The organism is Kitasatospora sp. CB01950, from assembly GCF_001905465.1.
Taxonomy (GTDB): domain Bacteria; phylum Actinomycetota; class Actinomycetes; order Streptomycetales; family Streptomycetaceae; genus Kitasatospora.
On the sequence record NZ_LISX01000005.1, the window covers coordinates 266,843 to 289,878 of the forward strand.

24 protein-coding genes are annotated in these 23,036 nt (G+C 73.2%); 10 read left to right on the forward strand and 14 right to left on the reverse strand.

Annotated features, from left to right (window positions below; genetic code table 11):
• The first annotated feature begins 33 nt into the window (after window positions 1-33).
• Window positions 34-1,269, forward strand: a complete 1,236-nt coding sequence (locus tag AMK19_RS15700) for a peptidoglycan-binding domain-containing protein (protein ID WP_073812110.1) — start codon at window positions 34-36, stop codon at window positions 1,267-1,269.
• Window positions 1,270-1,288: 19 nt separating this feature from the next.
• On the opposite strand, the gene AMK19_RS15705 is transcribed toward AMK19_RS15700, so the two are convergent.
• From AMK19_RS15705 to AMK19_RS15715, 3 genes are all read right to left on the reverse strand, one after another.
• Entirely contained in the window at window positions 1,289-1,876 is a 588-nt protein-coding gene (locus AMK19_RS15705) for a TMEM165/GDT1 family protein (protein ID WP_073812112.1), read from the reverse strand.
• 218 nt (window positions 1,877-2,094) lie between these two features.
• Window positions 2,095-2,922 (reverse strand): ABC transporter permease, encoded by an 828-nt coding sequence (locus AMK19_RS15710; RefSeq protein ID WP_443135013.1) that lies wholly within the window; start codon window positions 2,920-2,922, stop codon window positions 2,095-2,097.
• Between the two features lie 15 nt (window positions 2,923-2,937).
• The gene (locus AMK19_RS15715) at window positions 2,938-4,521 is read right to left on the reverse strand and encodes a dolichyl-phosphate-mannose--protein mannosyltransferase (RefSeq protein ID WP_073812114.1); all 1,584 of its coding nucleotides are present in this window, start codon (window positions 4,519-4,521) and stop codon (window positions 2,938-2,940) included.
• A 188-nt stretch (window positions 4,522-4,709) separates the two neighbouring features.
• Between AMK19_RS15715 and AMK19_RS15720 the strand changes: the two genes are divergently transcribed.
• Complete coding sequence (locus tag AMK19_RS15720; RefSeq protein ID WP_241844424.1) at window positions 4,710-5,801, forward strand: DNA polymerase III subunit beta family protein; 1,092 nt, start codon at window positions 4,710-4,712, stop codon at window positions 5,799-5,801.
• Between the two features lie 73 nt (window positions 5,802-5,874).
• Here AMK19_RS15720 and AMK19_RS15725 read toward each other — a convergent pair whose 3' ends face one another.
• Entirely contained in the window at window positions 5,875-7,152 is a 1,278-nt protein-coding gene (locus AMK19_RS15725) for an MFS transporter (RefSeq protein ID WP_073812115.1), read from the reverse strand.
• 140 nt (window positions 7,153-7,292) lie between these two features.
• On the opposite strand from AMK19_RS15725, the gene AMK19_RS15730 reads away from it, so the two are divergent.
• Window positions 7,293-7,856, forward strand: a complete 564-nt coding sequence (locus AMK19_RS15730; protein WP_073812117.1) for a MarR family winged helix-turn-helix transcriptional regulator — start codon at window positions 7,293-7,295, stop codon at window positions 7,854-7,856.
• A gap of 134 nt (window positions 7,857-7,990) precedes the next feature.
• Here AMK19_RS15730 and AMK19_RS15735 read toward each other — a convergent pair whose 3' ends face one another.
• The 3 genes from AMK19_RS15735 to AMK19_RS15745 all read right to left on the reverse strand — a co-directional run bounded on the left by AMK19_RS15735 (window position 7,991) and on the right by AMK19_RS15745 (window position 11,190).
• Window positions 7,991-9,808 (reverse strand): glycosyl hydrolase family 18 protein, encoded by a 1,818-nt coding sequence (locus tag AMK19_RS15735; protein WP_073812118.1) that lies wholly within the window; start codon window positions 9,806-9,808, stop codon window positions 7,991-7,993.
• 270 nt (window positions 9,809-10,078) lie between these two features.
• Window positions 10,079-10,597 carry an FxLYD domain-containing protein gene (locus AMK19_RS15740; protein ID WP_073812120.1) on the reverse strand — a complete coding sequence of 173 codons (519 nt, stop codon included), beginning with the start codon at window positions 10,595-10,597 and terminating at the stop codon, window positions 10,079-10,081.
• A gap of 29 nt (window positions 10,598-10,626) precedes the next feature.
• Entirely contained in the window at window positions 10,627-11,190 is a 564-nt protein-coding gene (locus AMK19_RS15745) for a DoxX family protein (RefSeq protein ID WP_073812122.1), read from the reverse strand.
• A gap of 119 nt (window positions 11,191-11,309) precedes the next feature.
• Here AMK19_RS15745 and AMK19_RS15750 point away from each other — a divergent pair, with 119 nt between their 5' ends.
• A complete protein-coding gene (locus tag AMK19_RS15750; RefSeq protein WP_073812123.1) occupies window positions 11,310-11,627 on the forward strand; it encodes a barstar family protein in 318 nt (105 codons plus the stop codon).
• Between the two features lie 17 nt (window positions 11,628-11,644).
• Window positions 11,645-12,283 (forward strand): MarC family protein, encoded by a 639-nt coding sequence (locus AMK19_RS15755; RefSeq protein WP_073812125.1) that lies wholly within the window; start codon window positions 11,645-11,647, stop codon window positions 12,281-12,283.
• 10 nt (window positions 12,284-12,293) lie between these two features.
• On the opposite strand, the gene AMK19_RS15760 is transcribed toward AMK19_RS15755, so the two are convergent.
• On the reverse strand, window positions 12,294-12,728 hold the full coding sequence (locus AMK19_RS15760; RefSeq protein ID WP_073812127.1) for an Lrp/AsnC family transcriptional regulator: 435 nt from the start codon (window positions 12,726-12,728) through the stop codon (window positions 12,294-12,296).
• 167 nt (window positions 12,729-12,895) lie between these two features.
• On the opposite strand from AMK19_RS15760, the gene AMK19_RS15765 reads away from it, so the two are divergent.
• Both AMK19_RS15765 and kynU read left to right on the forward strand, forming a co-directional pair.
• Entirely contained in the window at window positions 12,896-13,723 is an 828-nt protein-coding gene (locus AMK19_RS15765; protein WP_073812129.1) for a tryptophan 2,3-dioxygenase, read from the forward strand.
• Window positions 13,720-14,967, forward strand: coding sequence for a kynureninase (gene kynU / locus AMK19_RS15770; RefSeq protein ID WP_073812131.1), 1,248 nt, complete (start codon window positions 13,720-13,722; stop codon window positions 14,965-14,967). Before AMK19_RS15765 ends, kynU begins: the two co-directional genes overlap by 4 nt.
• Window positions 14,968-15,060: 93 nt before the next feature.
• Here the strand turns inward: kynU and AMK19_RS15775 are convergent, their stop codons facing one another.
• Window positions 15,061-16,407 carry a choice-of-anchor A family protein gene (locus AMK19_RS15775; RefSeq protein WP_143200228.1) on the reverse strand — a complete coding sequence of 449 codons (1,347 nt, stop codon included), beginning with the start codon at window positions 16,405-16,407 and terminating at the stop codon, window positions 15,061-15,063.
• A 167-nt stretch (window positions 16,408-16,574) separates the two neighbouring features.
• Between AMK19_RS15775 and AMK19_RS15780 the strand changes: the two genes are divergently transcribed.
• Complete coding sequence (locus AMK19_RS15780) at window positions 16,575-17,234, forward strand: 4'-phosphopantetheinyl transferase family protein (protein WP_073812133.1); 660 nt, start codon at window positions 16,575-16,577, stop codon at window positions 17,232-17,234.
• An 88-nt stretch (window positions 17,235-17,322) separates the two neighbouring features.
• Here AMK19_RS15780 and AMK19_RS15785 read toward each other — a convergent pair whose 3' ends face one another.
• Window positions 17,323-18,108, reverse strand: coding sequence for an inositol monophosphatase family protein (locus AMK19_RS15785; protein ID WP_073812134.1), 786 nt, complete (start codon window positions 18,106-18,108; stop codon window positions 17,323-17,325).
• A 93-nt stretch (window positions 18,109-18,201) separates the two neighbouring features.
• On the opposite strand from AMK19_RS15785, the gene AMK19_RS15790 reads away from it, so the two are divergent.
• Window positions 18,202-19,182, forward strand: coding sequence for an Lrp/AsnC family transcriptional regulator (locus tag AMK19_RS15790; protein ID WP_073812136.1), 981 nt, complete (start codon window positions 18,202-18,204; stop codon window positions 19,180-19,182).
• Window positions 19,183-19,231: 49 nt separating this feature from the next.
• Window positions 19,232-19,468, forward strand: coding sequence for a DUF2277 family protein (locus AMK19_RS15795; protein ID WP_073812138.1), 237 nt, complete (start codon window positions 19,232-19,234; stop codon window positions 19,466-19,468).
• Here the strand turns inward: AMK19_RS15795 and AMK19_RS15800 are convergent.
• The 4 genes from AMK19_RS15800 to AMK19_RS15815 all read right to left on the reverse strand — a co-directional run bounded on the left by AMK19_RS15800 (window position 19,437) and on the right by AMK19_RS15815 (window position 23,030).
• A complete protein-coding gene (locus AMK19_RS15800; RefSeq protein ID WP_073812140.1) occupies window positions 19,437-19,922 on the reverse strand; it encodes a hypothetical protein in 486 nt (161 codons plus the stop codon). The genes AMK19_RS15795 and AMK19_RS15800 overlap by 32 nt on opposite strands.
• A 166-nt stretch (window positions 19,923-20,088) precedes the next feature.
• Complete coding sequence (locus AMK19_RS15805) at window positions 20,089-21,720, reverse strand: isovaleryl-CoA dehydrogenase (RefSeq protein ID WP_073812142.1); 1,632 nt, start codon at window positions 21,718-21,720, stop codon at window positions 20,089-20,091.
• Window positions 21,720-22,316 (reverse strand): TetR/AcrR family transcriptional regulator, encoded by a 597-nt coding sequence (locus AMK19_RS15810; protein WP_073812143.1) that lies wholly within the window; start codon window positions 22,314-22,316, stop codon window positions 21,720-21,722. Before AMK19_RS15810 ends, AMK19_RS15805 begins: the two co-directional genes overlap by 1 nt.
• A gap of 84 nt (window positions 22,317-22,400) precedes the next feature.
• On the reverse strand, window positions 22,401-23,030 hold the full coding sequence (locus AMK19_RS15815; RefSeq protein WP_073812146.1) for a TetR/AcrR family transcriptional regulator: 630 nt from the start codon (window positions 23,028-23,030) through the stop codon (window positions 22,401-22,403).
• Window positions 23,031-23,036: the final 6 nt, after the last annotated feature.

Genomic DNA, 23,036 nt, shown 5'->3' on the forward strand with positions numbered 1-23,036 from the left:
CCCGTTCGTTTCCGACCCGAGGAGGACCGGCCGATGTCGGCAGACCGCTGTCCCCGCTGCGGCACCGCAGGGCCGGCCGGCAGCTGCGCGTGCGCCGCCGTGTCCCCGGTCGAGCAGACCGTGGTTCTCCCGCCGCTGGACGGCCCGCACCTGGTGCGCCCGTACGTCGCCGGCACGCCCGTGGTGGGGCCCGGCGACCCGGCCGGCGACCCGTTCGCCACCCGGATCGGATCGCCCTCGGTGCAGCCGATCACCCACCAACTACCGGTCCCCGAGCCGCAGTTCACGCCCCCGCAGCCCGCCGCCCCGTTCGCACCGCCGCCGGCGACGGACCGGCCGGACGCCGCCGCGACGCAGCTGCTGCCGCCCGTCCCGCCGCAGGGCGCCCCCGCGCCCGGACGGTTCGTGCAGACCGACCGGGGCGTCCCGTTCCCGCTCGGCCGAGTGGCCCCGCCGCCGCCGAACCCGATACCGCAGCAGCCGCAGCCCGAGCCCCCGACCGCGCTGCTCCCGCCGATACCCGCCGGCCCCGAACCCGCCACCGCACTGCTCCCGCCCGTCCCGGCCGCCCGGCCCCCGGCGACCGACCTGGGCATGTTCGGCTTCCACGACGAGGAGTCGGCCGCGCCGGTCAGCCGCACGGAGCGCCGTTCGCAGCGCCGCCGCAGCGCCGACCGCAAGCGGCTGGTGATCGCGGGCGGCGCGGTGGGCGTGACGGCGCTGGCGGCGAGCCTGGCGATGCTGCTCTCCTCCTCGCCGAGCTCCACCGACCACGCGCTGCCCGCTCCGACCGGCCCGGCGGTGGCCTCGACCGCCGAGAGCACCCCGAGCGCCGAGGCCTCCCCGGACGCGACGGCGAGCTCGGCCGCCCCGTCGCCGACCCGCTCCTCCGCCCGGCCGTCCCAGACCGTCGTCACCCAGCCGGCGGCCGCACCCGTCGCCACCGCCCCGGCCACGGACAGCCCGTCCGCACCGCCGACCACCCAGCCGCCCTCGTCCACCCCGAGCCGGACGCTGCAACGGGACGACACCGGGCCGGACGTGGTGCAGCTGCAGCGGCTGCTGATGACGGTCGGCTGCAACCGGATCGGCGATCTCACCCTGGACAGAGCCAGCAACAACCAGCTCGGCTTCGGCTACTGGACGGAAAACGCGCTGGCCACTTTCCAGCAGCAGAACCGCAACAAGCTCAAGAACATCACCAAGGGCGTCTACGACCCGCAGACCCGGGCCCTGCTGGAATCCATGGCGCAGAACCCGAACTGCTAGCAGCGCACGTGCCGCCGCGTCAGCCGGTGATCGCCTTGAACAGGCTGAACCCGGCCAGCGCGATCATCGCCAGCGCGGCGATCCGCACGATGACCTTCATCGGCACGTGCCGCAGCAGCTTCTGCCCGCCGACGATGGCGATGCCGCCGACCGCGCACAGCGCCAGCCAGGAGCCCAGGCCGACGGCCAGCGGATCGGCGTACTTGGCGGCCAGGTTGGCGGTCATGATCTGGGTGAGGTCGCCGAACTCGGCGACCGCGACGATCACGAAGCTGGTGCCGGCGACCTTCCAGAACGAGTTGTTCGCGGGCTGCTTGCCCTCGCCCTCGTCGTCCTCGTCCTCCTTGTGCCACAGCAGCATGCCCGCGCCGACCAGGAACAGGATGCCGGTGACGCCCTCCACCCAGCGGTGCGGCAGCAGCGACAGCAGGCTGCCCGCGACGAGGGCCAGCGCGACCTGGAGGGCGAACGCGGCGGCGATGCCCGCGAACACGTAGCTCGCCCGGTACTTGGTGCCGAGGACCAGGCTGGCCAGGGCGGTCTTGTCCGGCAGTTCGGAGAGGAAGATGATGCCGAACGTCAGCGCGGCGATGGTCAGACTGTTCATCGAATACGGGCGTCTCTCGTTCTCGGGCCGCCGCGCCCCGGGTACCCGTGGAAGGGGACGCCTCGGCCCGGCAGCACTGGTTCATGGTCACAGCACTGCGGCCGAAGGTCTCGCCGACACCCCGCAGGATGCCCCGGGCGCCGGGCACGTCCGCGAGGGACGGGCCAGTATGTCGACGGTCCGGTGGAGGGCTACTCCCCTTCAACAACGCGCCGAGTTTACCGGACGCCGCCCGGCCCGCCGCCCGGCCCGCGATCGTCGCGCTGCCCGCCGACCAGCCCCCGGCCGACCAGCTCCAGCACGGCGGCGACCGCCACCGCCTCCACCGCCAACAGCGCGACCAGCACGAACAGCTGCACCGCGCCCGCCTGCACGGGCGTCGCACCGCCCAGCAGCATGCCGACGAACGCACCGGGCAGGGTGACCAGCCCGACCGTGCGGGTCTGGTCGAGCGCGGGCACCAGCGAGGTCGCGGCGGCCGTCCGGCAGATCTCCAGCCGGGCCTCGCGCTCCTCGAAGCCCAGCGCGAGCGCGGCCTCCACCTCGCCGTGCCGCAGCCGCAGTTCGTCGAGCGCCCGCCGCCCGGCCAGCGAGGTCGCGGTGAGCGCCCCGCCGATCAGGATGCCCGCGACCGGGATCACGCTCAGGCCCTTCGGCGGCAACAGCCCGGTGACGGCCAGCAGGAGCAGCACCGGCAGCACCCCGGCGGCGATCGGCGCCGCCGCCCACGCCCACTCCCACCGTCCGCCGCGCCCGGCCCGGCCCTCGCCCATCCGCCGGCCCGCGGTGTGCACCGCGACGGCGAACATCAGCACCACGAACAGCGCGGACGCCCACAGCGACCGCACCACCCAGGCGATCACCAGCGCGACGGCCGCCAGCTGCACGGCCGCCCGCACCCCGGCCCGCAGCACCGCCCGCCCGTGCCCCAGCCCGGCCCGTCCGGCGACCAGCGCGGCCACCGCGAGCAGCACCACGCACGCCGCGGCGAGCGGCCAGGTCACCGGGAGCAGCTGCGAACCCCCGCCTGCGGAAAGCGTCTTCACGTCCTGTCGGTTCCGTCAGATCCAGCTGGTGAACCACATCCGGTCGCGCCATTCGGACATCGGGATCACCTCCGCCGTGTACAGCGGGTGGAAGTACGCGAAGCAGCCGACGATCGCCAGCACGATCAGCCCGGCCCCGGCCGCGCCCCACCTGCGCCGACGTGGCGGACAGCCCTCCGGCCCGAGCATCGCGCCCAGCATCTGCGCCACCGCCAGACACAGGAACGGCACCAGCAGCACCATGTAGAAGGAGAAGGTCGTCCGCTGCTGGTACTGGAACCACGGCAGGTAGACGGCCGCGACGCCGGCCAGGATCGCGCCGGAACGCCAGTCCCGCCGGAAGAACCACCGGTACAGCGCGTACGCCAGCGCGAAGCACGCCGTCCACCACAGGAACGGCGTGCCCAGCGCCAGGATCTGACTCGCGCACCCCTCGCCGGACGTACAGCCGCGCTGCCCGTCCGGCACCTGCTCCCAGTACATGGACACCGGTCGGCCCTGCACCAGCCAGCTCCACGGGTTCGACTGGTACGTGTGCGGGGACGACAGGCCGGTATTGAAGTCGTACATCTGCGCGTGGTAGTGCCAGAGGCTGCGCAGCGGCGCCGGCACCCAGCCCATCGGCACCTGCGGCAACGGGATGTCCACCAGCGGCGTCCGCGCCGGGGACAGCCCGGCCCGGCCGTCCGCCCACTGCCGGCCGTAGCCGCCGCTGCTCGCGAACCAGCCGCTCCAGGACGCGCCGTACACCACCAGCGCGCTGCCCACCATCGACAGCGCGCCCGTCCACAGATCCCGCCGCAGCATCGACCGCCACGGCCGCCACGCCCCGGCCGCCCGCCGCCCGGCCTGGTCCCACAGCAGGGTGAGCACGGTGAACACCGCCAGGATCTGCAGGCCGTTCCACTTCACCGCGCACGCCGCCCCCAGCAGCACACCGGCGGCCAGCCGCCACGGCCGCAGCCCGAGCCGGACCTCGTCCCCCGCCCGTCCGCCCTCCGCCCGGGCCGCCCGCAGCAGGTCCCGGGTGCGGTCACGGTCGATCAGCAGGCAGCCGAACGCGGCCAGCACGAAGAACCCGGAGATCCCGTCCAGCAGACCGACCCGGCTCATCACGAACTGCAGGCCGTCCACACTCATCAGCAGCGCCGCGACGCACCCCAGCAGCGTCGACCGGAACAGCCGCCGGCCGATCCGCGCCAGCATCAGCACGCTCAGCGAGCCCAGTACCGCCACCACGATCCGCCAGCCGAACGGATGCAGCCCCCAGAAGTGCTCCCCCACCGCGATCGCCCACTTGCCCAGCGGCGGATGCGCGACGAACGCGGGCGCCTCACTGAGCGGGATCACCTGCGGCACACCGAGGATCAGCTGATTCGCGTTGTCCGGCCAGACCGCCTCGTAGCCCTGCTGCAGCAGCGACCAGGCGTCCTTCGGGTAGTACGTCTCGTCGAACACGAACGCATTCGGGTACGGCAGGTCCCACAGCCGCAGCACCCCCGCGAACACCGCCACCCCCACGGGCCCCCACCACCCGTACCGGCCCGCCACCACCACCCCGCCGCCCACCTGCCGCCGCACCTCGACCGCCAGCGCCATATCCTCCCCGTCCGCCCACAAGTTGACGACTTGTCCGCAATGTCGCAAATCCTAGCCGCAACGAGCACGCCGACAGGGGTGGGGGGCTCGCGCGAGCAGGTGGGTGCGAAAGATCCCCGCGCCCCCGTTCTCCCGCTCCCGCCACATAGGTTGACCCTCGACCAGGTCGAGCCCCCAGGGTCTACCCCGTGGAGAACACCATGCTCAGCATCGGCGAGACGGCCCGCGCCAGCGGCCTGAGCGTCAGCGCCCTGCGTTTCTACGACGGCGCCGGCGTCTTCGCCCCCGCCGCCGTGGACCCGCACACGGGCTACCGCTGGTACGCGAACGAGCAACTGCCGGACGCCCGCCTGCTGGCCCGCCTGCGCCGTGTCGGCATGCCGCTCGCCGGCATCACCAGGGTCCTGACCGGCACCCCGGCCGAGGCCCGCGCCGAGCTGGACGCGCACCTGCGCCGCCTGGAGGACGGCCTCTCCGATGCCCGCCGTGAACTCTCCACCGTCCGCGCCTTGCTCGATTCCAGGGAGTTCCCCGTGCCCCAGACCCGCCTGACCGTCCCCGCCGCCCGCCTCGCCGCGGCCCTGGACGCCGTCCGTTTCGCCGCTCCGTCCGACGCCGCCGTGCCCGCCGTCGCGGGGATCTTCCTGGACGTGGAGGACGGCGTCCTGCACCTGGTCGCCACCGACCGCTACCGTCTGGCGGTCGCCGACTGTCCGGCCACCCTGGACGGCCCGGCCGTCTCCGCCCTCCTCCCGACCGCCCTCGCCGACGCCGCCCGCGCCCTCCTCACCGGCACCGCAACCGATACCGATACCGATACCGGCACCGGCACCGGCACCGGCGGGACCGAAGCCGAACTCGTCATCGACGAAGCCCAGTTCACCATCCGCGCGGCCGGCCGCGAGCTCTCCGGCGAGCGCGCCGACCACGACTTCCCGGACTACCGCCGCCTGGTCCGGCTGGAGCCCACCCACCGGCTGACCCTGAGCGCCGACCAGCTGCGCAGCATGCTCGCCGCCACCGGGGAGTCCACCGTGACCCGCTCCCAGGACGGCGTCGACTTCCCCGTCACGGCGGTCACCGCCACCGCCGCCGACGCCCTCCCCGGCAGCACCGCCCCGGCCGAGCTACTGGTCCACGTCAACCGCGACTTCCTCCTCGAAGCCATCGGCGGCGCCGACCAGCTGATCCTCGAACTGACCGGCCCCATCGCCCCGTTGGCCATCCGCTTCCCGTCCCGCGAGGACACCTTCTCGCTCCTGATGCCCACCCGCCGCTGACCCCTCCCGGCACACGAAAAGGCCGCCCGGCCGGAAGAGGAACCTCTCCCGGCCGGGCGGCCGTGCGCGCCCGTCAGGCCACCGCCTCCAGCTCCCGCAGCTCGCGCTGCGGCACGGCGATCACCCGGACGTTGTCCTGCGCGGGCGTCAGGAAGCCGCGCAGGCGGACGGCGAGGGCGACGATCAGCAGGGTGCAGACGGCCATCGCGGCCAGGTACAGCGGCCAGGTGCCGGAGCCGACCAGCAGGACGCCGACGGCGGGGCCGACCGCGACGGCGGTCTGCTTCACCAGGGCGTAGCCGGAGTTGTAGGTGCCGAGCAGCCGGGTCGGGGCGAGGTCCGCGACGATCGGGCCCATGGTGGGCGCGAGCAGGGACTCGCCGACGCCGAACAGGGCGTAGATCGCGACGATCGCGACCGTCGCGGCCACCACGTCCTCACGGATCAGGCCGGCCACCGCGGCCATGCCCCAGGCGGCGAGCCAGACCACGCCGGCGGCGGCCATCGCGGTGGTGCGGCGACGGCGCTCGGTGATCCGGACCACGAACATCTGCAGCACCACGATGGTCAGCGCGTTGGCGCCGATCGCCAGGCCCAGGACGGAGGGCGCGATCCCGACGGTGTGGGTGGCGAACGCGGCGACGCCGGACTCGAACTGGCCGTAGCAGGTGAAGAAGATCAGCCCGGCGAGCAGGCACAGCCGCAGCATCGCCTTGTCGGCGACCAGCGCCCGCAGCCCGCTGCCCTTGCCGGAGGCGGCGGCCGCGCCGCCCGGCTCGACCTCCGCCGCCGGCATCTTCGCGGTGCCGGTGACGGCGGCCAGGCCGAGGAAGGTCAGCGCCTCGATGGTGAACAGCCTGGTCAGGCTGGCCGGGTCCGCGGTGTCGACGATCTGGCCGCCGACCAGCGCACCGATGCCCATGCCCAGGTTGACCAGGGTGAACTGGAGCGCGAAGGCGCGGGAGCGCTGGGCCTTGCGGGTGCAGCGGACGATCATCGTGGCCAGCGCGGGCTGACAGGTGGTGACGCCGGCGCCGAACAGGAACGAGGAGACCAGCAGCGCGGGCGTGCCCGTGGCCTGGCCGAAGGCGAACGCACCGGCGGCGGCCATCGCGGTGCCGGCCAGCAGCACCGGGCGCGGACCGTACCGGTCGATGCCGCGGCCGGTGAACGGCAGCACGGCGAACGCGGCGAGCGCGAACACGGTGAACACCGCGCCGGCCGCCGCGGAACCGAGGCCGCGCACCTCGTTCACGTACACGAACATGTACGGCAGCGTGAAGCCGCTGCCGAACGCGCTCAGTGCGTTGCCGACCTGGACGCGACGCAGTCGGCCGCCCCACTCCTTCACTGCACACCCCTCAAAGACACCGGAGCCGGGCCTCGACAGCCACGGCTTTACCTCGCAAGATTTCAGACCTAAAGTCTAAGCATGGAAACCTTAACGAGTCAAAGGCTTAACAGGTGCACCATGCGTGGAACAATGACCGTATGAGCGCACGCAGAGCGGAGCCCGCCAGCCCCACCGAACTCGGCATCGCCGAGCAGGTGGCCCTCTACCAGCGGGAATTCCCCACCGTGGACCCCCAGGTGGAGACCATCGTCTCCTCCCTCTCCCGCCTCAACCGCCGGATGAACGTGGCCTACAGCCGCCAGCTGGCCACCCTCGGCATCACCAACGCCGAGTGGGAGGTGCTCAAGGCGCTGGTCTTCGCCGGCAGCCCGTACCGGCTCGGCCCGGGCGAGCTCGCCAAGCGGCTCGGCCTGACCCCGGCCGCGATGACCCACCGGATCGACCGGATGGTCGCCGACGGCCTGGTCACCCGGGACCGCGACGAGGCCAACCGGGTCCGGGTGATCATCGAGCTCACCCCGGTCGGCCGCGACAAGTGGATCGAGCTGATGCGGATGGCCGCGGTCTTCGAGGCCGACGTGCTCCAGGACGTCCCCGCCGAGGCCCGCCCCGAGCTGGCCGCGACGCTCACCCGGATGCTGCGCCGGATCGAGGAGTCCCAGCCGGACGCCCTCGGCCGCACCGACGACCTGACCTGCTGACCGGTCCGTCGGCCACGCATCCCACCCGTCGGCAACGAACCCCGCCCGCCCGCAACGCGCACAACGGAACGAGGGGCGCAAGGAGAGAGATCTCCTTGCGCCCCTCGTCCGTCGAGAGGTCAGTCAGAAGTCATTCAGCACGGGCCGTTGTCGGTCCAGGTGCCCCACTGGCCGCTCAGGCTCGGGTCCTCGCCGGTGGTCCACCACTTGTTGGTGTAGTAGTGGCCCTTCCAGGAGACCTTGGTCGCGGTGGCGTACACGGTGGCCGCGTTCCAGCTCGGGGCGGCCGAGCAGGCGCCGGTGGTCGGCGACTGCGACGGGGAGGCCGAGGTGGAGGGGGACGCCGAGGTCGACGGGGAGGCCGAGGTCGACGGAGAGGCCGACGGGCTGGCCGACTGCGAGGCGGAGGTCGACGGCGACGGGCTGGCCGACTGGGTCGGGGCGGCCGGGCAGTTCGCGGCGGAACCGTTGGTCGCGGTCACCATCTTGTCGAACAGCGCGGTCTGGGTGCCCAGGTCGTACATCGAGAAGGCGAACGAGCCGCCGAGGCCGTTGCAGTGCGCGTAGTCCAGCTTGGCCTGGATCGACTGGGCGTTCTCGCCCGACCAGAAGGTGTTGCCGTCGTAGAAGTACGCGGCCTTCGCGGCGTCGTCCCAGTAGGTGTAGGCCGGGTTGTCGACGAAGCCGTTGAGCTCCTTGTACATCTTGATGCCGTTGACGTTGCCCGAGTAGGAGCCGCCCGGCGCGGGGCCGGTCGCCTTCTGGAACAGGCCGTGGTTGGTGCCGGCGGTGACGCCGGTCCAGCCGCGGTAGTAGAACGGGACGCCGACGTTGATCTTCTTCGCCGGGAAGCCGCCGGGGATGCCGTACTGCGAGTCACCCACGGTGTACGCCTTGATGGCGTTGTCCAGCGAGTACTTCCCGTTGCCGCCCGGGACCGGGTTCATCGGGTCGTTCGGGTTGGTGTAGATCGGGGCCTGGTGGTTGGTCGGGCCCTGGGCCTCCCAACCGCCGTGCATGTCGTACGTCATGATGTCGAGGAAGGTCAGGTACTGACCGATCTTGTCGGTCTCGACGTACTTGATCTTGTCCTGACCGGCGCCGACCGCGGCCGCGAGGCCGTAGGTCTTGCCGTCGGTCTTGCCCTGGGCGTCCAGCTGGCTGCGGAACTCGGCGAGCAGCGAGGTGAAGTTCTGCTTGTCGTTCGGCGAGGAGTGGTTGCCGGTGTGGCCGTTGCCGCCCGGGTACTCCCAGTCGATGTCGATGCCGTCGAAGATGCCGGCGCCGGTGCCGGGGCCGCCGTAGCCGCCCTGCGCGGGCAGGTTGCCCTTGATGTACAGGTCCATGCAGGAGGACACGAACTTCTTCCGGGACGCGTCGGTGGCGGCGACGTCGGAGAAGTACTTCGAGTAGGTCCAGCCGCCGATCGACAGCAGCACCTTGAGGTTCGGGTTCTTCGCCTTCAGCTTCTTCAGCTGGTTGAAGTTGCCGACGATCGGCTGGTTCCAGGTGTCGCCCACGCCGTCGACCGAGATGTCGGCGCCGAAGCTCTTCTGGTAGTCGGCGAAGGAGTCGCCCGCGCCGTCACCCGCGTTGGGGTCGTCCTCGTTCTGCGACGCGGCCTTGTTGGCCTCGAAACAGGTGAGGTTGGTGGGGTCGATGTTCCCGAAGTCGTAGATCAGGTAGTCGAGCTTCCCGGCGGCGCCGGTGTCGTTCATGGTCTTCAGGTAGTAGCCGTTGGTGTAGATCGACCACTGGTCGAAATAGGCCACCTTGATGCCACCGCTGGTGGCCGGCGCACCGGTCGAGTTGGTGGGGGCCGCCTGGGCGGTGCCGCCGGTCAGGGCCAGCGTGCCGCCGAGCAGCAGGGAGGCCGCGGTGCCGGCCGCGAGCGCGGCCCAGCCCTTGGGTCGCCGCCGCGTCGGCGACTCGGGGGAAACGGTACGAAGCATGGCTGCGTGACTCCTGGTTGTGGGGGTCCTGACAAACCCGGATACGAACCGTGCGAGGTGGGGCCGCACAGCCAGGGGCATGACAGGGGGAATCGAAGCGTTGGCCTGCAAAAACGCCAGGTACGGGATAAGCCGAACCGGCGCCGGTGGTCTGAACCACCGACGCCGGCCCAGGGGCTCCCTGCACCTGCCAAGTAAAATGGACTAGACCAACTCGACCGTCAAGAGCGGGATCTGACGCTTACGCCCCGCTTAAGGTTCGGTGACCGATCAGTACCGCAGCGCATTCGCCACCACAGGTGTCACGGGAGCGTTCAACGAACGGTTGCTGTGCGCCGTGGCCTGCGCAGTCGCCCCGGCAGCCACTTCCGGCACCGTCACCACGGTGGCGTCCAGCAGGTTCCCGGAGGCGTCGTCGAAGTTGACTTGAATCGTGTACTTGCCGGGCTGGGAGCCGTGGTTGGTGACCGTCACCGGCACCGAGAGCTTCCCGTCCGACTCGGTGGTCGCCGACCCCAGCGACACGTCGCCCTTCGCGTTCAGCCCGCCCTTGACGCTCGCCAGCGCCGAGGACGCGGCCGCCTGCGCGGACTCGCCGGCCGAGGCCGCCGCCGAGCCGATCTTCGCCGTCGCCGACCCCGCGGCCGAGGCCAGCGCCGATTTCCCGCCCTCCAGCGCCGAGGACGCGGCCGGGGTCGGATTGCCGCTCGAGGTGCAGCCCGTCAGCGCCGCCGAACCCAGCAGTACGGCCGCCGCCAAGCCGGCGACCGCCCGGATCTGTCGCTCCATCAGTGGTCCTTCCTTTCGTCTCGCGGCGCTCAGGAGAGCCCGGTGCCGTCCTCGCCCGTCGCGGCGTCCGCGGCCCGGGCCTCCCGCCTGCGCACCTCGTCCTGACGGCGCGTCACCACCGCGACGGTGCCCGCCGCACTCGCCGCGAACGCCAGCACAGCGACCCACGGGCGGCCCAGCGCGTGGCCCGAGGCGGCGTCCAGCGAGTAGCGGCCCGGGCCGGACACCGCCAGCACCAGGCCGCAGGCGCCCAGCAGCGCCGGGTACTCGTAGCCGCCGCCGTGCGCGAAGAATCCCGCCGGGAAGTGCACCGAGATCGCGCCCGCCATCGTCCCGGCGACCACCGCCCCGGCCGCCGGGGTGGCCAGGCCCGCCGCGAGCAGCGCACCGCCGCCCGCCTCGCCCAGCCCGGCCGCCAGCGCATTGCGATCGCCGGGCTCGAAGCCCATCTGCTCCATGGCCTGCGCGGTGCCCTCCAGGCCGCCCCCGCCGAACCAGCCGAACAGCTTCTGCGCGCCGTGCGCGAACAGGACACCGCCGACGACCGTGCGCAGTGCCAACAGACCGAGATCCTTGCGGTGCAGACTGGTCATGGTGTTGTCCCTGGGTGTGGAAGTGAAGACCGTAGGGCCCATCCCAGCGTGTGCACCGCCCTCGTTCGACCCGGCGAACCCATCCGGGCGACCCGACCCACCCCGCAGGGAGACTCCCGATGCCCACCGCACCGCAGCCGCCCGAGTACGTCCTGCACGGCGCCCGGGTCACCGGCGAACCCGGGTTCTGGGCCGAACTCGGCCGTGCCGTGCACGCCCCCGACGGCTACTACGGCAAGAACCTCGACGCCCTCGCCGACATGCTGCGCGGCGGCTTCACCCCCGAGCCTCCGTTCGTGCTGATCTGGCGCGACGCGCTGCGCTCCGCCCAGGTGCTCACCCGCCGGGTGATCGGCCCCGACGAGGAGGAACGTTCCTACTTCGACGCCGTCCTCGACGTGCTGCGCCAGGGTGGCGTCACCGTTCGGCTGCGCTGACGACCCATCATGGGCGCATGTCGGCGATCAACCTGAGCACCGTCTTCGTCACCTTCTTCGCCGTGGTCGGCCCGCCCAAGGTCCTGCTGGCCTTCGCCCAGCTCAGCCAGACCCGCACCCCCGCCGAGCTGCGCCGGCTCACCCTGGTGTCCTCGCTGGTCGCGGCACTGGTCGGCCTGGTGCTGGCGTACAGCGCGGACGTCATGGCGGCGCTGTTCCACATCTCCGACCAGTCGCTGCAGATCGCCGGCGGGGTGATCTTCTTCATCTACGCCGTGGCGCTGGTGCTCGGCGTCCACCTCGGCGGCGGCCGCAGCGAGGGCCACCTCGCCAATCCCGTCGCCGACGGCATCCGCGAGCTGCTGCTGCCGTACGTGGCCAGCCCGTTGGCGATCACCGCGCTGCTGGTCGAGTCGCTCACCCGGGACACCTTCGAGTGGCACTCCACGGTCGCCGCCATGTACGTCGCGGTGATCGCCCTGGACTGCCTGTCCGTGCTGCTGCTCGCCCCGCTGCTGCGGGCCAGCCGGCGCACCTCGCTGGAGGTGCTGTCCCGGCTGCTCGGACTGCTGCTGGCCGCCGTCGGCGTGGAGATGTTCCTGTACGGCCTGGAGAGCCTCGGCGTGCACCTCGCCCCGTCCGCGAACGGCCACTGAACGGCCGGGCTCAGGACGCCGGGATCGCCCGCCACGGGACCGGGCTGGAGAGGATCATCGAGCTGGTCGGCTGCCCGTAGCCGCCCAGCCGGTCGGTCAGCCGCTCGAAGGCCGGCATGTCCGGGACGCCGACCAGCAGGACGCAGCACGCGCCGCCGGTCACCCGGTGCAGCTGGAACACCTCCGGCCAGTGCGCGACCTCCGGGTCGCGCAGCACGCAACGCGGGCCGTAGCACTGCACCGTCACCAGGGCCATCACCGCCGCCCCGGCCTTCGCCGGGTCCAGGTGCGCGTGGTAGCCGGTGATCACGCCGTCCGACTCCAGCCGGCGCACCCGCTCGGCCACCGCCGGCGGCGACAGGTTCACCCGGCGGGACAGCTCGTTGTACGACAGCCGCGCGTCGGCCTGGAGTTCGGCCAGCAGCAGCCGGTCCACCGCGTCCATCGTCGGCTCCTTTGCGTTCACCAGGCGATCGGGGTGAAGTGCCTTTCGAACGGCAGGGCATTGCCGCCGATCGGGCTACGACGCCCATTCAAGAGCAGGCCGCCGCGCCGCACAATGGTGGCGCCCCGCCGCACTCCCGGAGCGGGCGGAACCAGGAGGTACCGGCCATGACCGGGAAGACCCACCAGCCGCACCTGCGGTTCGGCAGCGATCAGGCGCCCGACGCGAGCACCCCGTACGCCCAGTACGTGCACCTGGCCGAGCTGCACTCGCTCCAGCAGCCGGTCTCCGCCGAGCCCGCGGAGTACACGTTCATCGTCGCCACCCAGGTGATGGAGCTGCTGTTCGACCTGCTGCACCGCGAGTGGACCGCCGCCCGGGCCGCGCTGCGCGAGGACGACCTGACCGCCGCGGGCGACGCGCTGCGCCGCGGTCAGCACACCCAGGACGTGCTGGTCTCCTCCTGGGACCTGCTGGCCGCCATGACGCCCGGCGAGTTCAACGCGTTCCGGCCGGTGCTCGGCGAGGCGTCCGGCTTCCAGTCCTCGACGTTCCTGCTGCTGGAGTTCCTGCTCGGCCACAAGAGCGAACGCCTGCTGACCATGTACCAGGACTCCCCCGCCGAGTACGACGAGCTGTTCGCCGCGCTGCGCACGCCCAGCCTGTACGACGAGGCGCTGGCCGTCCTCGCCCGGCGCGGCCTGGAGATACCCGCGGCTCCCGCCGGCTCCCGCCGCGAGCACGACGACGCCGTCGAGGCCGCCTGGCGGGCCGTGTACAGCGACCCGGAGCTGGCCGACCTGGCCCGCCTCGGCGAGGCGCTGCTCGACACCGCCGAGCGGGTCACCCGCTGGCGGCAGCGCCACTACTCGGCCGTCAAGCGCACCATGGGCGGCAAGCCCGGCACCGGCGGCTCCTCCGGCCTGAGCTGGCTCAAGCACTCCGCCGACCAGGACGTCTTCCCCGAACTGTGGTCAGTCAGGAACGAACTGTGACAACGACTCGCACCGTGCCCCCCACCCGCGACGAGTGCGCCGCGCGGGACGCCGCCGACCCGCTGCACCCGCTGCGCGAGCAGTTCGCGCTGCCCGAGGGCGTGCTGTACCTGGACGGGAACTCGCTCGGCGCGCTGCCCCGGCGCACGCCCGGCCACCTGGCGAAGGTGGTGGCCGAGGAGTGGGGCACCGGCCTGATCCGGTCCTGGAACGACGCCGGCTGGTTCCACCAGCCCGGCCGGCTCGGCGACCGGCTCGGCGCGCACCTGCTGGGCGCGGCCGCCGGACAGGTGGTGGTCTGCGACTCCACCTCCGTCAACCTGTTCAAGGTGCTCGGCGCTGCGCTGCGGCTGCGGCCCGGGCGGCACGCGCTGGTCGCGGAGCGGGACGCGTTCCCCACCGACCTGTACATCGCGGACGGGCTGGCCGGCCTGCACCCGGGCGCCCGCCCGGTGCTGGTGGACTCGGCGGCGCGGCTGGACGACGTACTCGACGCGGACACCGCGGTGGTGCTGCTGTCGCACGTGGACTACCGCACCGGCGAGCTGCTCGACATGGCCGCCGTCACCGAGCGCATCCACCGCGCCGGGGCGCTCGCCGTCTGGGACCTGTGCCACACCGCCGGCGCGCTGCCGATCGAACTGGACGCGGCGGGCGTGGACTTCGCGGTCGGCTGCGGCTACAAGTACCTGAACGGCGGACCGGGCGCGCCCGCGTTCCTGTACGCCGCCGAGCGCCACCACCCGGACGCCCGGCAGCCGTTGACCGGCTGGTTCGGCCACGCCCGGCAGTTCGACTTCGAGCCGGGCTACCGGCCCGCCGAGGGCGTCACCCGCTTCCTCACCGGGACGCCGCCGGTGCTCGGGCTGGCCGCGCTGGAGTCCTCGCTCGACGTGTGGGAGCTGGCCGATCCAGCGGCGGTGCGCGCCAAGAGCCTGGAACTCTCCGATCTCTTCCTGGAGTTGACGGCCGATCTGGACGTGGCGTCGGTGACGCCCGAACAGCACCCGCGACGCGGCAGCCAGGTGGCACTGCGGCACCCGGAGGGCCACCGGATCGTCCAGGCGCTGATCGCCCGCGGCGTGATCGGCGACTTCCGCGCGCCGGACCTGATGCGCTTCGGCTTCACCCCGCTGTACCTGTCCCGGGCGGAGGTGCACGACGCGGCGACGGCGCTGCGCGAGGTGCTGGCCTCCGGGGAGTGGCGCGAGGACCGGTTCGCCCGCCGCGGCGACGTCACCTGACGCACCGAACGGCCGGTCCTCCCAGGGGAGTTCCGGCCGTTCGACTCAGCGGCTGCGCGTCGTCGGTGGTGGCGTGCCGTCAGTGGCGTGCCGTCAGTGGCGGCGGCGGCTGCGGCGCGCCAGCACCACGCCGACCGCACCGAGGCCCAGCAGCACCGCGGCGGCGCCGGCCACCGGGGCGACCAGGCCGCTGCCGGTCTCGGCCAGCGGGCCGGTGGGCTTGTGGCGGCTCGGCTCGGGCGCGGGGCGCTCGCCGTGCGTGGGCTCCTCCGTCGGCTCGGGGGTCTCGGACGGCGACGGGCTGGGGCTCTCCGACTGGCTCGGCGAGGGCGACGGCGAGGGGCTCTCGCTCGGCGACGGGGACGGCGACGGCGAGGGGCTCTGCCCGCAGGTCGGCAGGTCGCCGTTGAACGGGTAGGCGTGGATCTCCGTCCCGGCGGTGCCGGTCTGCAACAGGTTGCCGGCCACGTAGACGCGGCCGTTGGCACCGGGGGTGGACACCGTGAGGGTGCCGGCCGAGTTGCCCGCCATGATCGAGCCCTGGAACTGGGCGCCGCCGGAGATCGTCGCCGAGGTCGCCGCCGGGAAGTTCCACATCAACAGCGGCTGCATGTCGGTGAGTTGGTCGCCGGGGAATCCGCTGCCGGTGTTGGTGCGGATCAGCACCGGGTCCGGTCCGACCATATTGACGATCACCGTGGCGCCGGCCGGGATCCCGGCGAACACGATGTCGGCGGCGGCGGTGTCGCTGCCGATGTTCCGGTCGACGTTGAAGATCTGACGCATGCTGTGGCCGTCGCCGGTGAAGGTGTACAGGTTGCCTTCGACGCTCAGCGTGCCGGTGGCGGTCTGCTCGGCCATGCAGGTCGAGTCGCCCTTGATAACGGTGCCGAGGCCGAGGTACGGCTCGATCGCCTCCGGGTCCTGGCGGGCCGCGCCGGGGCCGGAGAACTCCAGGGTGCCGCTCTCGGTGGTGCCGTAGGCCAGGTTGCCCCAGCGGGCCGGGTCGCCGCCGCCGATCTGCACCCGGTTGTTGGTGACGACGTCGACGGCGCCGCCGACCGTGACGTGGTCGGTGCCGGGCGGCGGCGCGACCTGGGAGCCGACGCCGACCACGCCCATGTTGAACAGGCCGCCGCCGTCCTTGTTCACGGTGAGGTCCTTGACCGTGACGACCTTCCCCTCGACCTCGGCGGCCCGGCCCTCCACCGTGTAACTTCCGCCGACGAAGACGTTGATCGTGTTGTCGGTGCCGGCAGCAGGGCCGTTGTGCGGCGGGATCGGGAACGGGTTCGGACAGTCTCCGACGCACGGCCCCAATGGCGGGGCGAGCTGGTCGGCCTGACCGATCGAAGCGACGGTGACCAGTGGGGCGGCGACGAGCGCCGCCACTGCCGCGTACCGGACCATCCGGTTCTTGGGACGAGCGCCGTGTCGCACGGACACCCCTTTCGTTGACGGTGGGTCGGCGGACAGCCGACCCTCGCCAGGAAAGGGGCACACAAGAGCGATAATCAGCCTCCCCTCGACCGACTCGCAGAAGAATCACTCGAACGGACTAAATTGCCGGTGCACAGGTGACGGCGCCCGCCCACCCAAGGAGACCCGTGTCGAACCACCCGCTCGCTCTGCTCGCCACCACCGCCGAGGTCCTCGCCCGGGCCGACGCCGACGAGCGGCTGCTCACCGACGTCGAACGCGAACGCGCCGACCGCTTCCGCCGCCCCGCCGACCGCGACGACTACGTCGCCGCCCACCTGCTGGTCCGGTACTGTGCGGCCGCACACCTCGGCATCGACCCCGCCGACGTCGCCTTCGGCCAGCAGTGCCCCGGCTGCGGGCGCACCGGGCACGGCCGGCCGCTGCTCACCGACCGCCCGGGCGTCCACCTGAGCCTCTCCCACACCGGCGGGAGCATCGCCGCCGCGGCCGGCCCCGTCCCGATCGGCGTGGACGTCGAACACCTCGGCCCGCGCAACAACGACCCGGCGACGCTCGGCCACGTGCTCAGCCCCGCCGAGGCCGAACTCGTCCGCCGACACCCCGACCCCACCCGGGCGTTCCTGCGCCAGTGGGTGCGCAAGGAGGCACTGATCAAGCTCGGCCGGGCCACCCTCGACCGACTGCCCGAGATCGACCTCTCCGCGCTTCCCCTCGACCCGCCCGTCCAGCACCGGCACGAGGACCTGCACTACCTCGAACTCACCACCGAACACGTGCTGTTCACCGCGGCGGCCACCCTCCCGACGACCCTGGGCGAGCTGTGAGGCCCTAGGGTCGTCAGCGCCACCGGCGTCGCTCTCGCCCCCCCACTGGCGCAACGCCCGGACCGCGCCCGGGAGTTCGTCCCGTCGCTCACACCGTCCGCAGCACGTCCAGGAGTTCGGCGTGCACGCCGGGCGCGGCGGCGACGAAGGACGGCGCGGCCGGCGTCCACGGGCGGCCTTCGGCGTCGGTGACGGCGGCCCCGGCCTCGGCGGCGAGGAGCGCGCCCGGGAGCAGGTTGGCGGGGTCGGGGCCGTACTGCCAGAAGAGGGCGAGGTGGCCGGAGGCGACCTGGGCGATCTGGAGGGAGGTCGGGCCGAGGTTGCGGACCGCGAGGACGTGCGGCAGGACGGCGGTCAGCGAGGCGCCGGCGGCGTGCAGGGCGCGCGGGTCGCGGGCGATCAGCGGGGGTTGGGAGGTGGCCGCGACGGCGGCGGCCAGGGTGCGGGGGCGGGGTGCGCAGCGGCGGCCGTTCAGTCGGGTGCCGCCGCCGGCGGTCGCCGTGTGGGTGGTGCCGGCGAGCGGCGCGTGCACCACGGCCAGCACGGGCTTCCCGTCGCGCAGCAGCGTCGCGGTGAGCGCCCACTGCGGCAACGCGCTCAGGTACTGCACGGCGCCGTCGGTGGCGTCGCACAGCCACCACTCGCCGTCCCGCGGCACGTCCTGCGCCCATTCGTCGTCCAGCCAACCGGCCCCGGGGCGCAGTGCGGTGAGCCGTTCGCGCAGCAGCTCGCCGGCGGGCCGGTCGATCGCCTCGAACGCGGCGTGGGCCTGCTCGGGGGTGGCGGCGTCGACGGGTTCGGCCGGCTGCCGGGCCGCCAGCCGTGCGCCGACCTCGCGCAGGGCGGCCTCGGCGCCGGTCAGGATGTCGTCCACGGGATTCTCCTTCGGTGCGGTGGGCTCCAGGAGTACCGTCGGGCCGACGCTTCAGGACGACTCTGGCGCGGGTTTCGACGAGAATCGGACAGCATGGACACGGACACGGCGGATCCCGCCACACTGCTGGACGCGCTCGACCGGCGGCTGGTGCACGCGCTGCAGGTGGACGGGCGGGCCGAGAGCGGCCGGATCGCGCAGGTGCTGGGGGTGTCGGCGCGCACCGTGACCAGGCGGCTGGGCCGGCTGCTGGGCACCGGCGCCGTCCGGGTGGTGCGGATGCCGGACACCCGGGCGGCGGCGCTCGACGCGCTGCTGCTGCGGGTGCGGGTGCTGCGCGGCCGGGTGGACGCGATCGCGCTGGCGCTGGCCGCCCGGGAGGACGTCCCGTTCGTGGACGTGATGCTGGGCGGGCAGGAGGTGTCGGCGGTGGTGCTCGGCGGCGCGGCCGCCCGGGACCGGCTGCTGTACGGGCAACTCCCGGCCACCGATGCGGTGGTGGAGTCGACCGCGCACGCGGTGCTGCACCTGTTCGCGGACGCCTCGGCGTGGCGCTGCGGCGCGCTGACCGCCGAGCAGGAGGCGCTGCTGGCCCCGCCGCCGCCCGCCGGTGCGCCGCCGGAGCCGGACCGGCTCGACCACCGGCTGCTCGACCTGCTGGCGGTGGACGCCCGCCGCTCGCACGCGGCGCTGGCCGCCGCCTCGGGCACGCCGGAGTCGACCGTCCGGCGGCGGCTGCACCGGCTCGCGGAGGGCGGCCTGCTGCGCACCCACGTGAGCGTGGACCCGCGGCTGCTGGGCGCCGCCGTGGACGCCAACCTGTGGCTGGAGCTGCCGCCGGGGCGGCTGGCGGCGGCCGGGGAGGCGCTGGCCCGGCACCCGCAGGTGCACGGGGTGCTGGCCACCGGCGGGCCGACCAACCTGATGGCCGCGGTGTTCTGCCCGGACCACGCCGCGCTGTACCGCTTCCACACCGAAGTGCTGGGCCCGCTGGGGGTACAGCGCGCCGAGACGGCGATCGTGGCGCGGGCCGTCAAACGGGCCGGGGTGCGGCTTCGGCAGTTTCCCGGCTGAATGTCGGCGAACCGGCTCCGCTGTCGGTACGGCGGAGCAGACTGGAGGCATGTGCCGAAGCATCAAGACTCTCCGTCCCCCGATGACGACCGACGCCACTCCCGAGGACGTGCACGCGGCGGCGCTCCAGTACGTCCGGAAGATCTCCGGGTTCCGTGCTCCCGCCGCGCACAACCGGGAGGCGTTCGACGCGGCGGTCGCGGCCGTCGCGGCCGCCACCGCCGAGCTGCTGGCCGGCCTGGAGGTGCGGGGCGTCACGCCCCGTTCGTCGACCCCGGCCGAATGACCATCAGCACCAGCACGACCACCCACAGCAGGTTGAACAGGCCCGCGGTCATCGGCAGCATCTTCAGCATGCCGGTGGCCCGGGCGGTCTCCGCCTCCTGGTTCTCGGTCGCGTCGATCGCGTCCACGGTGGCCTGCTGATTGGGCAGGACGAACAGCATCAGCACGGCCGCGGCGATGCCCGTCAGCACCATCGAGGCGATCAGCCAGGCGTTGCCCAGCACGTGCATCGCCTGCGCGGTGCCGATGCCCAGCACGGGCACGGCGATCCCGATCAGCGCGTAGATGTTGCAGATCCGGTGCAGCAGCCGCACCGAGGCCTGCGCGGTCGCCTGCTCCGGCCCGGCCGCCAGTGCGGCCTTCGCCTTCCGCGGGAACATGCTCACCGCCACCGCGACCGGACCGACGGCCAGCACGGCGACCACCAGATGCAGACTCAGCAGGAACTTCGCCATCGCCGCCGCAACCCTTCAAAAAACCACCGGAAAAGAAATCGTCCGCCACGCTAGCAGCGCTTATCCGATGTCCCGGCCCCGCGTGCGCGGCTGGGCCCGGCGGACGCCCAACCCCCGCACGGGCCGGCCCAGTTGAGGCCCGGCCCCGCAGGGTGGCGGTGCCGGGTCAGGGCAGGTCGGGGATGCGGGCGAGGATCGCCGTCGTGTCGAGGCCGGTGGGCATCGTGCCGTAGGCCAGGCCGGATCGGCCGCCGAGGCGGGTCGTGCTGAAGGCCTCGGCGACGGCCGGGTCGCCGTGGCGCAGCAGCAGGGACGCCTGGAGCGTGAGGGCGAGGCGCTCGACCAGCCGGCGGGTGCGGTACTCGAGGTGCTCGGGGTCGGCGAGGTCCTTGCGGAGGTCGGCGACGGCGGTGTCGAAGTGCCGGTCGAGTCCGCTCGCGGCGTCGAGCTCGGCGAACACGGCCGCGACGGTCTCGGGCTGCCGGGCCATCGCGCGCAGCGCGTCGAGGGCGGCGACGTTGCCGGAGCCCTCCCAGATGGAGACCAGCGGCGCCTCGCGGTAGAGCCGCGGCATGCCGGACTCCTCGACATAGCCGTTGCCGCCCAGGCACTCCAGCGCCTCGGCCGCGTGGCCCGGGCCGCGCTTGCACACCCAGTACTTGGCGACGGCCAGGCCCAGGCGGCGGAACCGGGCCTCCTGTTCGTCACCGGCCAGCGCCTTGTCGGTGGCCTCGGCGAGCCGCATGGCGATCGCGGTCGCGGCCTCCGACTCGACGACCAGGTCGGCCAGCACGTTGCGCATCAGCGGCTGCTCGACCAGCGTCCTGCCGAACACCTGCCGGTGGCCGGCGTGGTGCAGGGCCCGCAGCGCGCCGTAGCGCATCGCGGAGGCGCCGCCGATGGTGCAGTCCAGGCGGGTCATGTTGACCATCTCGATGATGGTCCGCACCCCGCGGCCCTCCTCGCCGACCAGCCAGCCCACCGCGTCCTCGTACTCGATCTCGGACGAGGCGTTCGACTTGTTGCCGAGCTTGTCCTTGAGCCGTTGCAGCCGCAGCGCGTTGCGGCTGCCGTCGGGCAGGACGCGCGGCAGCACGAAGCAGGACAGGCCGCCGGGGGCCTGGGCGAGCGTCAGGAACAGGTCCGACATCGGCGCGGAGGTGAACCACTTGTGGCCGGTGAGCCGGTACGTGCCGTCGCCGGCGGGCACCGCACGGGTGGTGTTGGTGCGGACGTCGGAGCCGCCCTGCTTCTCGGTCATCGACATGCCGGCGATCAGCCCGCGCTTGCCGTGCGGTTCGCGCAGTCCGAAGTCGTACTCCCGGGCGGCGAGCAACGGCTCGTAGGCGGCGGCGAGTTCGGGGCTGGTGCGGAGGGCCGGCACGGAGGCGTACGTCATCGAGATCGGACAGGTGTGCCCGGCCTCGACCTGCCCCCACACGTAGAACTTGGCCGCACGGGCGGTGTGCGCGCCCGGACGGTCGTCCCGCCACGGTGCGGCGTGCAGGCCGTGCTCGACCGCGGTGCGCATCAACTCGTGCCAGTACGGGTGGAATTCGACCTCGTCGATGCGGTGCCCGTAGCGGTCGTGGGTGCGCAGCACCGGCGGGTTGTCGTTGGCGAGCCGGGCCCAGTCCGCGGCCTGCTCGGTGCCCGCCAGCCGCCCGAGCGCGTGCAGTTCCTCGGCGGCCCAGCCCGCGCCGGCCCGCTCCAGGGCGGCCAGCAGCGTGGGGTCCTCGGCGACGTCGTGGCCGAACGGGTCGGGCACCTGGTTGGTGACCTCGTGCGTGCTTGCCATCAGTGCCCTCCCAGGGCGCGCAGGGTGAAGGTGACGAGCTCGGGCAGTACGGCCTCCGACGGCTGCCCGTCCGTGAGCGGGCCGACCAGCGCCTCACCGACCGCTCCGACGATCCCGGCGGCGGTCGACTCGGCTCGCTGCGCGGGGAGTCGACCGGAGGCGACGGCCGCGTCGATCCGGGCCGCGATCAGGTCGCGGAACGCCCGCCGGAACACCAGTCGCTCCGCCTCGACCACCCGGTCCGCGGGCTCGGCGAGCAGCGCGTACGCCAGCCGGGGCGACTTCAGCGCCCGCGCGGCGAAGGTCTCCACCACGGCCGCCACCCCGTCCACCGGATCGGCGACCCGTCCGGCGGCCTCGGTGACGGCGTCGATCTCCCGCCCGCAGACCGTCCGGAACAGCGTCACCGCGAGATCGGCCTTGCTGTCGAAGTGCTGGTACATGCTCCCGGTGGCGATCCCCGCCCGATCGGCGACCGCCGCCATCGAACACCCGCCGTACCCCCGCTCCGCGAGCAGAGCGACGGCGGCCCGCAGGACGGCCTCCCGCTGACCGTCGAGGCGGGCCTGGACGGCGGCAGTGCGTCGATAGGCCATATCAAGAATTGAAGCACCGATTCACTGCTTCAGAAAGGGGCAGCACCCAGGGACCCGGGGAAGGCGGGGGCCCACTCCGGCTGCCTACCGGCCCACCGCGCGCAGCGCGAACGGCAGCAGCCGGTCGGCGGCGGACTGCGCCGCGGCGGCATCCACCTGGTCGGGGCGCGGCATGAGCAGGAAGCGGCTCATCAGCGGGCCCACCACCACCGCTCCGACCAGATCCGGGTCCGGAACGGAGGCGATCTCGCCGCGCTCGGCCGCGCGCCGGACCACCTCCACGACCCGGCGGTGCACCGGCTCCAGGAAGGCCGTGGTGAGCGCGTCCGCCAGGGCGGCGTTCTGCGCCGCCTCGCCGACCAGCGCCTGCATCAGCCGGCCCGCCTCGCCGGTGAGCGCGGCGGCCTTGTCGCGCAGCAGGACGCGCAGGTCGCCCTCCAGGGAGCCGGTGTCCGGGTGCGCGTGGATGTCCTCGACGTGGGTGGCGGCCGCGGCGATCACCAGCTCGTCCTTGGAGGACCACCGCCGGTAGAGGGTCGCGGTGGAGACGCCCGCGCGGGCCGCCACCGCGGCGGTGGTCAGCGCGCCGTAGCCGCTCTCGGCGAGGACGGCCAGGGTGGCGTCCAGGATGGCCCGGTCGCGTGCGGCGTCGCGGGGGCGGCCCCGGCGCGGCGCGTTCCCGGGCGCGGGCTGCGGGGGTGCGGTGCGGGTCATGGCACC